General features: G+C 45.1%; 9 protein-coding genes. 8 read left to right on the top strand and 1 reads right to left on the bottom strand.

The features are described from left to right. Positions 1-144: 144 nt before the first annotated feature. The 3 genes from CWO13_RS02940 to CWO13_RS02950 all read left to right on the top strand — a co-directional run bounded on the left by CWO13_RS02940 (position 145) and on the right by CWO13_RS02950 (position 4,459). On the top strand, positions 145-1,248 hold the full coding sequence (locus CWO13_RS02940; RefSeq protein WP_055319250.1) for a PEGA domain-containing protein: 1,104 nt from the start codon (positions 145-147) through the stop codon (positions 1,246-1,248). Positions 1,249-1,471: 223 nt separating this feature from the next. After that, on the top strand, positions 1,472-3,301 hold the full coding sequence (locus CWO13_RS02945; RefSeq protein WP_108082511.1) for a formylglycine-generating enzyme family protein: 1,830 nt from the start codon (positions 1,472-1,474) through the stop codon (positions 3,299-3,301). A gap of 423 nt (positions 3,302-3,724) precedes the next feature. Beyond that, the gene (locus tag CWO13_RS02950; protein ID WP_048664436.1) at positions 3,725-4,459 is read left to right on the top strand and encodes a helix-turn-helix transcriptional regulator; all 735 of its coding nucleotides are present in this window, start codon (positions 3,725-3,727) and stop codon (positions 4,457-4,459) included. 96 nt (positions 4,460-4,555) lie between these two features. On the opposite strand, the gene pdxH is transcribed toward CWO13_RS02950, so the two are convergent. Beyond that, positions 4,556-5,191, bottom strand: coding sequence for a pyridoxamine 5'-phosphate oxidase (gene pdxH / locus CWO13_RS02955; RefSeq protein ID WP_017061203.1), 636 nt, complete (start codon positions 5,189-5,191; stop codon positions 4,556-4,558). 167 nt (positions 5,192-5,358) lie between these two features. Here pdxH and CWO13_RS02960 point away from each other — a divergent pair, with 167 nt between their 5' ends. The 5 genes from CWO13_RS02960 to CWO13_RS02980 all read left to right on the top strand — a co-directional run bounded on the left by CWO13_RS02960 (position 5,359) and on the right by CWO13_RS02980 (position 12,809). Next, positions 5,359-7,281 carry a sensor histidine kinase gene (locus CWO13_RS02960; protein WP_108082512.1) on the top strand — a complete coding sequence of 641 codons (1,923 nt, stop codon included), beginning with the start codon at positions 5,359-5,361 and terminating at the stop codon, positions 7,279-7,281. A gap of 84 nt (positions 7,282-7,365) precedes the next feature. Next, complete coding sequence (locus tag CWO13_RS02965; protein WP_108082513.1) at positions 7,366-8,661, top strand: sigma-54-dependent transcriptional regulator; 1,296 nt, start codon at positions 7,366-7,368, stop codon at positions 8,659-8,661. A 112-nt stretch (positions 8,662-8,773) separates the two neighbouring features. Beyond that, positions 8,774-10,165, top strand: a complete 1,392-nt coding sequence (locus CWO13_RS02970) for an HlyD family type I secretion periplasmic adaptor subunit (RefSeq protein WP_048660519.1) — start codon at positions 8,774-8,776, stop codon at positions 10,163-10,165. A gap of 59 nt (positions 10,166-10,224) precedes the next feature. Next, the gene (locus CWO13_RS02975; protein ID WP_108082514.1) at positions 10,225-10,893 is read left to right on the top strand and encodes a transglutaminase-like cysteine peptidase; all 669 of its coding nucleotides are present in this window, start codon (positions 10,225-10,227) and stop codon (positions 10,891-10,893) included. A gap of 5 nt (positions 10,894-10,898) precedes the next feature. Continuing rightward, complete coding sequence (locus CWO13_RS02980) at positions 10,899-12,809, top strand: bifunctional diguanylate cyclase/phosphodiesterase (RefSeq protein ID WP_048664433.1); 1,911 nt, start codon at positions 10,899-10,901, stop codon at positions 12,807-12,809. Positions 12,810-12,814 lie beyond the last annotated feature (5 nt).

Consider the following 12,814-nt stretch of genomic DNA (forward strand, 5'->3'; position numbering starts at 1 on the left):
GAAACTTGGCTTTTGAGTAGATTGGATAGCAATAAAACGGTATAAAGACGGGTACTGTGTTAATTGCTAATAACTAGTGACTCACAACTAGGAAGTAGACACTTTATTAACGAGCCAATTTCAATCTACAAGTTGCAGGGACCTATGACTAACTTTCGAATTTCAGCGCTTTTACTTGCGCTATCCCCTCTTTGGGTATCTGCATCGGTATCAGCTGAAGAACTGAATCAAGTCGATCCCGTTTCAGCTATCGATGCAAAGCTAACAGAGAAAAACTCAGATATTGAGCGTATTTCAGCAACCAAAGTATCGGCGACTGAAAACCTAAAACAACTTCAAAACAAGAACAGCAAGTTGTTACGCGAAGGTGAGGAACTTAAGGCAAAACGCAACAGAGCCAAGTCTGTACTCGACAAACAGTACAGTCGCTTGCTTGAAGATCCAGAAACGGATTTGGTCTCTTTCCAGAAAAGTTACCAAGACGCTTGGGCTGCGGTTAAAGAGAATCAATCGGCTCAGCTCGATAACGAACAAGCGATGAACGAGAGCGAAATTCACCTTTCTCAAATCAAGCAAAAGCAAGCTCGCCTGAATAATGAGCTAGCAAACTTGAGAGAGTCAAAAGTTGAAGCTCGTGTAAAACGTATCGCGACAGAATTGCGTGAAAGTGCGGTTCTTGAAACCAGTTACACCACCACATGTTCATCAACAATGACACTGGGTGAGTGTACTGCACAGGGTAAACACCTGACCAATCAGAAAGCCGTGCAAACGTTCAAGAGCCAATTACTTGAGCAGCTCACAGAAAGCACACTAGCGAAGCAAAACTTGCAAGGTGTTCAACTGAACATCCATGTTCAAGACAGCCAAGCAATCAAGAGTGGTTTCTCTGGTAACAACTCTTACTTCATGCAGATGCAAGCTCAGCTTCAAGCAAAACCTGAAGCAGTTGCAGCATGTAACCTATTGAATGTTTCGACTCGCTACTGCTTAACAGGCAGTGACGCTGCGGTCGTTAAGAAGAGTGACAAACAGTGGGCTAACGTGACGGTACGTTCTGATCAGTACAACGACTCAGTAACCATCAACGGCATTAAGTACGGCAGCACGCCTCTTGAGGTTGCGCTACCAAGCGGTCGTCACCAAGTAACCATTTCAAAACAAGGTTACGAGTCTTACAACCGCACAGTTACCATCAACGGCAGCGACACTATTTGGGTTAAGCTTCTTCCTAGCAAAGAAAGCTAAACACCCTTTCTACATAGAGCTAAGCCGATATAAACGCTTAGCTCTATATCAGATAGCCGTGCCTATTTCACAAAGCTGAATGAACACTCGCCATTTTGTTGATAGTTATAAACTGTATGATCGTTATAACCTTGTATAGTCGTTATAAACAGTAGCTGCAGACGAAATGGCGTTCTCGTTTAGAATATTCGATTAACCTAAATTACGATTGAAGTAGCCCATCATGCGCCAAGGTCTTCCTACTCTACTATTTGCACTTGCTCCCTGCCTAATGACTCCTGCTGTTTTCGCAGAAGCAACAACACCAGCGATCGCACCTTCTGTCACCGATATTGAAAGCTCACTATTCGAAAAGCATACCGACTTAACGGCTGTTGAGAAGAAACTGGCTGACAAACAAAATGAAGTCGACAACCAAGCGCAACAAACGGCACGTCTAACCAAGTTATCAGCTCAAGCTGAGCAAACACTCGCAAAAGCGAAAGCCAGCCTAGAGCAAGATTATACGCGCATGATTGATGAGCCCGATTTCGACATCTCGCCAGCTCAAAGCCTATTCCAAGACGCGTGGAAAACAGTAAAAGAAGGCAAGCTTGCGATTTCAGACTCTGAGCAGAAACAGCAAGGCTTGATGATGGAACTTGAGGCTATTCAAGCCGAGAAAGCGACGGCAGAAGCTTCAATCGCAACCCTAAATCAAGACAAGCTAAGAGCAAGAGCAGAACGACTAAGAAACGAGATCACTCAGACGGAAGAGCAAACCGTGAGCTTTACTAACCGTTGCAGCAGCGATATGACACTGGCGCAATGTTCAGACCAAACGGTGACCTTGGCACTTCAAAAAGCGGTAAAACAGTTCCAACATAGTCTGGTAGATAACGCGACTGAATCGAACACAGTGAAAGAGCACCTTGCGTCTGCTTCGCTGAATATTCACGTTCTGCAACACAAAGTGAAATCCTCTGGCTTCTCTGAAGATAACCGTTACCGAGCGGTGATTGCGGCGAACCTAGAAACACGCCCAGATAAGAACACACCTTGTCGTCTGCTTGGTATTCAATCATCAAACTGTTTCACGCAAAGCGAGCAACAAGCCAACGACCAGCAAAAAGAAGTCGCTTGGGTTAACTTGGTGGTGCGTTCCAATCAATACAACGACAATGTTTCTATCAACGGCGTGAACTATGGCAGCACACCGGTTGAAGTGATGTTGCCAACGGGCCAGCACATGGTCACGATCGAAAAAGAAGGCTACCTTTCTTTCCATCAAGAGCTAAAAATAGCCCGCGATCACAACCTAAGAGCCGTATTACAAGCCAAACAGAATTCATTGAATGTCGGCACCAAATTTGCCGACCCTATGGGTAACGACATTCAGAGCCCAGAAATGATTGTGGTTGGATCTGGTCGCTACCTACTGGGTGAAAACAATGCCAAGCAAGTGACCATCAAACAGCCTTTTGCATTAGCCGCTACGCCTACTCGTGTTCAAGACTTTAAAGCATTCGTTGAAAGCACAGGCTACCAGACAGACGCAGAACTGATGAACACCTGCGATACGTTCGTCAATGCAGAGATCACAACCGTTTCAGACAATGACTGGCAGAATCCTGGCTTTAAGCAAGCAGATAACTCGCCGGTCGTTTGTGTTAGCCAAAATGATGCCAAAGCTTATACTCGTTGGTTATCTAAAAACACAGGCTTCACTTACCGTTTGCCAACGCCACAAGAGTGGGAAGCTGCAGCAAGAGCAGGCCAAGACACCAACTTCTGGTGGGGCAACGAATTCCGCTCTGGCAAAGCCAATACAGGCTGGGCGGGTACACCTTGGTCAAACGTTAGCACATCTCCAGTTAAGTCATTCCTGCCAACGCCAACAGGCTTCTACGACATGGTGGGGAACGTATGGGAATGGACAACCGCTCAGAAAGGCTTAGCGAAAGGTGGCGCGTGGAGCTTCTCTCCTGAAGAAGCGAAAGTGTATAACGAACTGTACGTACCACCTTCAACCGCAGCTAACTATCTAGGATTCCGAGTAGTAAGAGATCTATAGGCTCCCAATCACAGGAGCAAAATCTTAAATATTTACTCTAGGTTCTCAATTATCACATTGAACAGCATTTATAGGGGAATTCCCCCCTTATGCATAAGCACTCCTAGGAGTAGATTCATCGATAGAGTAGTAAGTCACTCTGGGTATCAAATTGATGCCTCAGTTTAATTTACCTGACCCTCGTAAATTAAACTGAAAATCTTCTACATGTCGACAAGGCATATCTTGTCTTTGGCCAGCCCCTCTTCAGGCTGGCTTTTTTTTGCCTGTTTATTACCCTTTATGCCCATCGATTCTCCGAGATTGACACAGTTAGTCAGCAGTCCGTTCAACTGATATTCACCCTTTACTTCTCGTGTAGAGTTCAAACTCAAATGGCCATTGCAGCACTATAAGAAACTGATATCATTGTGATACCTCTGATTGCGAGATAAAACATTGCCAGATCCACTCAACTCCATACATCGTTCTTTATTCGAGCAACTTCCAGGCTGCTGGGGCTGCAAAGATACTGACTCGGTCTTCGTGTACGCCAACCTTGCTTACAACCAATTGATCGGCTTAAAACAGGGCGAGACTTGTACTGGCTTGACTGACTTCGACATGCCCAGTCAAACCACTGAGTGCGCACAAGATTTCAGAGCTCAAGACAAACATGTGATGGATACACGCAGTACCCTTAAGATCCTCGATATTCACCCTTATCCAGACGGACGCTGGCACGCCCATATCTTTACTAAAACCCCTTGGCTTGATGACGACGACAACGTCCAAGGCACCATCTTCTATGGCCAAGAGCTTACCGATACCGCGATCTTAGAGGTCGGTCATTGGGTTTGTCAGGCAACAGGAACAAAAGGCAACCAGGCATCGCTTGCGGGGTCAGAGCCGCGCGTGTCTAAACTGCAAAAGCGGCTGACTTCGAGAGAATCAGAAGTGCTGTTCTTACTGCTTTTCGGCAAGAAACCACAGTACATCGCGTCGACGTTAAACATTTCAATCAAAACGGTCGAAGGTCATGTCGCTAGATTGAAACAGAAGTTTGATGCACGTAGTAAAAGCCAGTTAATAGAGTATGCATTGGACTCAGGATTAGGCTCAGTGATCCCAGAAACTCTGCTCAAAAAACAGATCTCCGTTGTTCTGCACAGTGACTGATTTACTGTTCAACTGAAAATGCAGACAAAAAAATGCCGTTGATAAGTCTCATCAACGGCATTTTTGGATCTGTTAACAGCTAAGCGATCAAGCAACCTAAGGCGCTAGGCGATCAATATCCCAGCTGTTGTCTTGGCGAGAGAACAAGAAACGGTCGTGCAAGCGGTGTTCACCACCTTGCCAGAACTCAATGCTATCGACACGAACTCGGAAGCCACCCCAGAAAGAAGGCACTGGGATCTCTCCTTTAGCAAACTTCTGTTTAAGCTCTAGATACTTACCTTCTAAAATCCCACGAGCTGAGATGCGGCTACTCTGCTTACTTGCAATCGCGGCCAATTGGCTCTCTTTTGGACGTGACGAGAAGTACTTCATATTTTCCATAGCCGTCAGCTTTTCAGCCGTGCCCGTAATATGAACCTGTCGCTCAAGTGGATGCCAAGGGAAGTGCAAACTGATTTTGCTGTTGTGCTCAAGCTGGTGCGCTTTACGGCTACCCAAGTTGGTGTAAAAAACGAACCCGTCTTTATCAACATTCTTCAGCAGAACAATTCGTTGGAATGGCTGACCATTTTCATCAACCGTAGCAACTGTCATGGCAGTAGGGTCCGTCAACTTCGCTTCAATGGCTTGCTCTAGCCATAGATTGAATTGCTCAATCGGGTCTGCGGCCAAGTCTTTACGTCTCAATCCACCCTTAGCGTATTCGCGACGAATATCTGTCAGTTCCATTTGGTTGCTCCTTTCAATTTTTTTGTGATTTTGCGCTGTAATCCTTTGAAACACAAGTCTCAGCCATGGTTTTGTCTCACAGAAGCTGTTCGGTGTTAACAAGATCTCGGTACTCTATCCATCATATTGATAATCTTTATACAAACCGATGACAAGCAGAGATCCAAGTGACCAAAATACTGCCTAACCTAATGACTCCCTTTGTTTTATTCTCATTGTTATTGGGAGCTGCTGGGCTGACTGCAACCCACTTTATGGCAGTACAGTTCCAAGAAAAAATCGTCACTCAGCAACTCAATGAAGCGGCCAATAAAGCCAACCTACAAATTGATTCTGAATTGGACAAATTCAAACAGATCCCGAACTTACTCAGTCATGACCCGCGCTTGCTTTCTTATTTTGACTCATCACCGCAAACAGACAAGATTTCCGCTGCTCAGCTCAATCAATTGCTGTTTGAATGGTCAAATCAAAGCCAGGCCGACACTATATATATCCATGACCCAAGTGGTACTGTGGTCGCTTCCAGTAATTATCAAAAGCCTCGCACCTTTGTGGGTGAGAACTTCTCGTTTCGCCCCTACTTTGCTTCTGCCATTCAAGGTAACAACACACACTACGTCGCACTGGGTGCCCGCTCGAATGTACGCGGTTACTTTCTATCTTCACCGCTGTATGTTGAGAATGACATTGTTGGTGTTATCACCGTAAAAGTGAGCTTAGAGAACCTCGAAAACATCCTAACCAGCGACGAATTTGAGATTGTGGTACTCGACTCTAACCAAGTGGTATTTCTATCAAGCCAAACTCCGTGGCTTTACCATTCATTGTTGCCACTAACGCAGCAACAACAAACGGATATCTCACTTCAACGCCAATACGGTCAAAGCGAAATTTCGATCATCGAAGTATTTCGCTCTTCAAGCTCTCAACCAGAAGCTAACGCTAATCGATCTAACAACCTTCAATCCAACCAAATCCAAAAAGAGCTCACGGCCAACCAGTTATTCAAGCTTGGTACTTTTAATCTTTACCCAGCTGCCGTCAGTAACAATCAGTACCAAGTGGTCGCACTAAAAGAGACCCGGGCTGAGCTTATAAAAGTACTGCAGATCGATGTCATCTTCGTCGTGATTTACAGCTTGGTGATGCTTATTGCTTGGTCATGGCGCCAAACCTACGTAGCGAAAGTGGCGTTGACCCGACTCAACCAAAACTTAGAGCAAACCGTTGATAAACGGACTCACTACTTGAAGCAATCCAATCAACAGCTGCAACAAACCATCTTTCAATACCAAGAGTCGCAATCGAAGTTGAAGCAGACAGAACAAGAGCTAACCCAAACCGCCAAATTAGCCGTTCTGGGTGAGCTGTCAGCCAGCATTAATCATGAAATCAACCAACCACTTGCAGCACTCAGAACCTACAGCGAGAACAGCTTAAAACTGCTTGAAATGGAACGAACCGATTTGGTGAAAAGTAATCTTGAGAAAATGATTGTCCTAAACAACACCATTACCGACATCATCGCGCGACTCAAAGTCTTTACTCGCAAGGTCACCAAAAAAGAGCATCATGTAGCCAACCTGCATCAAGCGGTCAACAACGCCACCAGTATTCTCAGCGCACTGATGATCAAGCAAGGCATCACGCTCAGGTTAAGCACGGTACCAGATGACATTAATATCGCGATTCATCCGACCGAGCTCGAACAAGTGCTGGTGAATCTGATTCACAACGCGACTCAAGCTCTTCAGCAGCAAGCCATAGATCAACAAACCTTGCTCCAACAAACAACAGTTCAACAAACAGCAGACCAACAGGCTATTCCACAGATAGGCGTTGAATGGCAACTGCATGAAGACATGTGTCAGGTGATCATTTGGGATAACGGAATTGGTATGCCTGCCGACAAGCTTGAACAACTTTTTGACCCGTTTTTCACCACTAAGCCTGAAGGTTTAGGGCTTGGACTCTCTATATCTAAACGGATTATTGAAGCGTATCACGGCTCGATCAGTGCAGCCCAGTTGGAGCCGTCAGGCATGGTATTCTCGCTTAATATCCCGTTATACAAAGTTAACAACTGACGCAGAATTGGTATTGTTAACGAGAAAACGAATTTCACATTATTGCTAATCTCACATACAACTAAGGACTCGGCTTTGCACTCTATGCCCAAACTCTATTTTGTCGACGATGAACCCGCTATCCGAGACTCCGTAGAACAAGCCATGCTGATTGAAGGCATCGATATCGTCTGCTTTCCTAATGCTATTGAGGCTCTAAAGAAGATAAATACCACGCAAGCCGGGATTGTCATTACCGATATTCACATGCCGGTGATGGATGGCATTCAATTAACGCAAAAATTACTGAGCCAAAATCCTCATTTTCAGGTCATTGTACTTACCGGGCATGGTGACGTGCAAACCGCGGTATCTGCGATGAAAGCCGGGGCTTATGATTTTCTGGAAAAGCCGTTTGTGGTCGATGCCCTCCTCACAGCAGTAAGAAAAGCCGCAGATAAGCTCGCACTGGTTGAAGAAAACAACCTATTGCGTAAAGAGTTGGCGATGCAAAATCAGGTGGGCCCAAAACTGATTGGTCAATCGCCATCAATGCAGGCATTACGCCGAGAACTGATCACCTTAGACACCAAAACCAACCCACTTCTATTGTTTGTTGGTGATTTAGGGACGGGGAAAAGGGTCACAGCACAATACACTCATGATTTACACAGTCATCAAACTGCGGAACTTTGCCCTGTTGCTGCGTTTAATTTGCCACGCAGTGACGAAGCGACATTTCATCAGTTTGTTTTGCAACTGTTCTTGAAGTATCAAGGTGGAACGATCTATATCCATGAGACAGAAGCATTAACTCAGGATCAATGGCTGTGGTTAGCGAATCTAAAACCCACTCTACTTCGTGAAAACTCATGCAAGACCAATGCAACTTGTATCATTATCGCAACCACAATAGTTCCGACTACAATTACAGGTGAACTGCGCCAATTTAATTTACTACCCTTGGCGCAAAGAACGGAAGATATTGGGTCTTTGTTCAAACACTTTGCTCGCGGTGCAGCAAGTCGCTATCAGTTGCCGCCGCCCGTTATTACAGAAAAAGAGATTCAACGACTCATTGCAACGCATTGGGTGGAGAACATTCGCCAGCTTCGCCAGCATGCCGAACTCAGAGTCTTGACTCAAATTAAGCAGCCGTCGCTCGACAGCGATATTAGTGAGAAAAATGACGATAACGAGCTCGACGTCAGCATTGAGGAACAACAACAGTCGTTAAACCAACGTACCGATAGCTTTGAACAAATTATCTTGATTGAGGCACTACATCGCCATCAAGGTCGTTTAAAAGAAGTACAGCAAGAGCTTCAGGTGTCGCGAAAAACACTGTATGACAAACTAAGAAAGCATCAGCTCGATAAAACCGATTTCAAGAACCGATAAGTCTTAAAAAATATATAAATTCAAAGATTTAAAGGAACAAAATCTTAACATTTATAAGAAGTAAGAATACACTCAATAGGCTTGCACTTTTATTTAGCGAACAAGGACTGTTATGAGTCAGAAAAATTTCAGCAAATTGAACGAGACCGAGCTTGAGTATGTCGACGATAAAACAGCGGCACTACTCCTCAATACGCCCACCAGTGCGCGTATTATGTTGTGGGTGATCGTTCTGTTTTTTATTGCTGCTATTGGGTGGTCTGCTTGGGCAGAGATCGACAAAGTTACCGTTGGCCAAGGCAAAGTGATCCCTTCCTCTCAAATCCAAGTGGTGCAAAACCTTGAAGGTGGCTTAGTTAAAGAGATCTTAGTTAAAGAAGGTCAACGTGTTCAGAAAGGTCAGCAGCTACTGTTGATCGATGACACTCGATTCCGTTCGGACTTCCGCGAACGTGAACAACAAGTGGCGAACTTAACCGCCAACGTGTTGATGCTATCCGCTTCATTAACCAGTGTCGTCATTAACGAAGAGTTCTCTGTTGAAGAGTGGAAAAAAAGCGTGTTGCTTGATTACGGTAAACTCGCCTTTCCACCCAAGTTCTACGAGCTTCAGCCTAAACTGGTTAATCGCCAAAAAGCCGAATATCGTCAAGATCTGAATAACCTAAAAAACCAACTTTCTGTTTTTGATCAACAAGTTGAACAGAAACAGCAAGACCTAGTTGAGATTAAGGCGCGGGTTCGCAACCTAAAACAGAGTTACCAGTTTGCTCGCCAAGAACTGGATATCACCAAACCTCTCGCCGATGAAGGTGTGGTACCACGAATTGAATTACTTAAACTGCAAAGACAAGTGAACGACACTCGCCGAGAAATGACCTCAAGCGAGCTAAAAATCCCTCTGCTACGCTCAGCAATCAAAGAATCCATGCTCAGCCGTATTGATGCTGCCCTGAACTTCCGCTCCGAACAACAAGAAAAGCTCAATCAAGCGCAAGATAAGCTCTCTGCAATGACCGAATCGGCTGTTGGTCTTGAAGACCGAGTAAACCGTACTGTGGTGGTTTCTCCTGTAACTGGCACCGTTAAAACATTGGGCATTAATACTGTCGGTGGTGTTATCCAACCGGGTATGGACATCGTTGAGATTGTACCGACAGAAGACTCTCTCTTGGTTGAAGCGAAAATCGCCCCACAAGATATCGCTTTCCTACGCCCAGAATTGACTGCCATCGTTAAGTTCAGTGCCTATGACTTCACTAAATACGGCGGTCTAGAAGGCGTGTTAGAGCACATCAGTGCCGATACCACTCAAGATGAAGAAGGCAACAGCTTCTACATCGTGCGTGTGCGCACCGAAAAACACAATTTTGGACAGAACGAAGAGTTGCCAATCATTCCGGGCATGACTGCCTCAGTCGATATCATCACAGGCAAAAGAACCGTGCTTGAGTACATGTTGAAGCCACTATTAAGTGCTCAAAACAATGCACTAAAAGAGTAAGGACGTTGGATGTTTGATAACGCCTTTCAGTACGCAGTAAATAGACAAGAGCAGAGGCTATGAAGTCTCGGATTTCGCTATTGCTGCTAGTTCTTACCTCTTTTACCTCTGTGGCGCTCAACAAGAGCGACCAAAGGTGGATAGATGCGGTGACCAAAACCTACGGCGATAGAGCCGGAAAGCGAGTGGCAACGTGGCGTTCAAACATGACGTCATACGACGGATTAAGTGAAAAAGAGAAGCTCAGGTCAGTGAACCAATTCTTCAACCAGATGTACTTTGTCGATGACAACTTACTGTGGGGAAAAAACGACTATTGGGCAACACCACTGGAGTTTTTAGGCAGCAATGCTGGTGACTGTGAAGATTTCACTATCGCAAAATACTTCTCTTTGCTTGAACTGGGCGTCCCAGATAAGAAATTGCGATTAGTGTACGTAAAAGCACTGGAGTTAAACCAATTCCATATGGTGTTGGCGTACTACTCAACACCGAGTGCAGAGCCACTAATTTTGGACAACTTAAACCCTGAAATTAAACGCGGTTCCAAACGCCCAGATCTACGACCGATTTACAGTTTCAACGGTAAAAATCTTTGGCTGATAAAATCGGCAGCGGGCAGCGGTAAATTAGCAGGGAAAGCTTCAAGATTGAGCTTATGGAACGACTTACGTTCTCGTGAGCGCTCTCTAAAATTAAACAAACCCATTATCAATTACGATGAGTAGGTACAATGACTTTATATAAACAGCTTGTGGTCGGGATGGTTGCAGTGTTCATACTGCTGATGACGTCAGTTTTTATGATCGAATTCAATACCACCCGAGGATACTTAGAGGAGCAGCAACGCTCTGAGGTAAGTAATACCATTAATACTGTTGGACTGGCTCTCGCCCCTTACCTAGAAGAAAAAGACAAGGTGGCAGTGGAGTCTGTAATCAACGCCCTGTTTGATGGCAGTTCTTATTCCGTCGTTCGATTGATCTTTCTCGACAGCGGTGATGACATTCTCCGCTCATACCCTGTAAAGCCAACTGGCGTACCGGAGTGGTTTACCAACCTAAACCTGTTCGAGCCTGTTCATGACCGCCGCGTGATCACCAGTGGCTGGATGCAACTGGCAGAAGTAGAGATCGTAAGTCATCCAGGCCCTGCCTACGATCAACTTTGGCAAGCATTCATCCGCTTATTAAGCATCTTTGGCACGATCTTCTTGCTCGGTTTAGTGTCTATCTCTTGGATCCTTAAACGCGCTTTACGCCCGCTCTCGTTGATCATTACTAAGATGGATCAGATCGCCAAGAACCAATTTGGCGAACCTCTAGCTCGTCCAAAGACAAAAGATCTAACCTTGGTTGTCGACGGCATCAACCACATGTCGACTCAAGTTGAACTGGCATTTAAAAACCAAGCGAAAGAAGCTCAAAAGCTGCGTGAAAGAGCGTATATCGACCCTGTATCTCAGTTAGGTAACCGTGCTTACTACATGTCTCAGTTAACCCAGTGGTTAGAAGAGTCTAGCTTAGGTGGTTTAGCGGTACTAAAAGCCGAATTTATTAGTGAAGAGTACGACGAAAAAGGCTACCAAGAGGGTGATGCCTTGGTTCATCAACTGGCTGAACAGCTACAGGCTTCAATTTCATCACCAGATATCACCATCGCCCGTATTTCTAGTGACGAGTTTGGCTTCATTATGCCGAACATTGACGAAAGCGAACTTAAACTTGTCGCGGGCAGCATCGTAAATTGCATTCAAAACCTAGGTTCAGACCCTACAGGTACGGCGAATCCACACATCGCATTAGGTGTGACATACAGCAACACCCGAAAAAACAGTACCGAAATCATGTCGTTGGTTGATAACGCACTCTCAAGTGCCAAGGCGAACCGAGAGCTTGCTTACGGTTACGTAACCGCAGACGATCACGGCGCTGTGATGGGTAAACAACAATGGCGTATGTTGGTTGAAGAAGCGATCATCAACGACCTCATTACCTTCCGTCTTCAGGCTGCAAATAATGCCTTTGGTAAAACGTATCACCAAGAAGTATTCTCTGCGATTGAAAAAGATGGCGTGCGTTACGGTGCTAACCAGTACTTGTACGCACTAGAACAGCTTGAAATGAGCCACATTCTCGACCAATACGTTATCGAGAAGATGATTGAAAAACTGAATGCGAAAGAAGTAACAAGCCCTGTTGCTATCAATATTTCGCCAAGCAGTATTTCTCAACCAAGCTTCATCCGCTGGATCGGTAAGACGCTTGAACAAAATACTTCAATCGCTCACCTGTTGCACTTTGAGATTCCAGAAAACTGCTTCATCAACGTTCCGCACTACACGGCACTATTGTGTAACACCATTCGCAACGCTGAAGCGGTGTTTGGTGTCGATAACTACGGACGTAACTTCCAATCTCTGGATTACATCAACGAATACCGTCCAAGCTATGTGAAGCTAGATTACCTGTTCACACATAACCTGGATGACGAAAAACAAAAGTTCACCTTAACGTCGATCTCTAGAACCGCTCACAACCTAGGCGTCACCACCATCGCGTCTCGAATAGAAACTCAGACTCAGCTAGATATCTTGTCTGATAACTACGTAGAAGTGTTCCAAGGCTTCATTGTTGATAAATAGTTGTA

Origin of the sequence: Vibrio sp. ZF 223 (assembly GCF_003050585.1) — a bacterium.
GTDB classification, from domain to species: Bacteria; Pseudomonadota; Gammaproteobacteria; order Enterobacterales; family Vibrionaceae; genus Vibrio; species Vibrio crassostreae.

Excerpts from the sequence above, each read along its gene's own strand:
- pdxH (WP_017061203.1), bottom strand. The coding sequence starts at position 5,191 with ATGGAACTGACAGATATTCGTCGCGAATACGCTAAGGGTGGATTGAGA.
- CWO13_RS02965 (WP_108082513.1), top strand. The coding sequence starts at position 7,366 with ATGCCCAAACTCTATTTTGTCGACGATGAACCCGCTATCCGAGACTCC.
- CWO13_RS02970 (WP_048660519.1), top strand. The coding sequence starts at position 8,774 with ATGAGTCAGAAAAATTTCAGCAAATTGAACGAGACCGAGCTTGAGTAT.
- CWO13_RS02940 (WP_055319250.1), top strand. The coding sequence starts at position 145 with ATGACTAACTTTCGAATTTCAGCGCTTTTACTTGCGCTATCCCCTCTT.
- CWO13_RS02980 (WP_048664433.1), top strand. The coding sequence starts at position 10,899 with ATGACTTTATATAAACAGCTTGTGGTCGGGATGGTTGCAGTGTTCATA.
- CWO13_RS02945 (WP_108082511.1), top strand. The coding sequence starts at position 1,472 with ATGCGCCAAGGTCTTCCTACTCTACTATTTGCACTTGCTCCCTGCCTA.
- CWO13_RS02975 (WP_108082514.1), top strand. The coding sequence starts at position 10,225 with ATGAAGTCTCGGATTTCGCTATTGCTGCTAGTTCTTACCTCTTTTACC.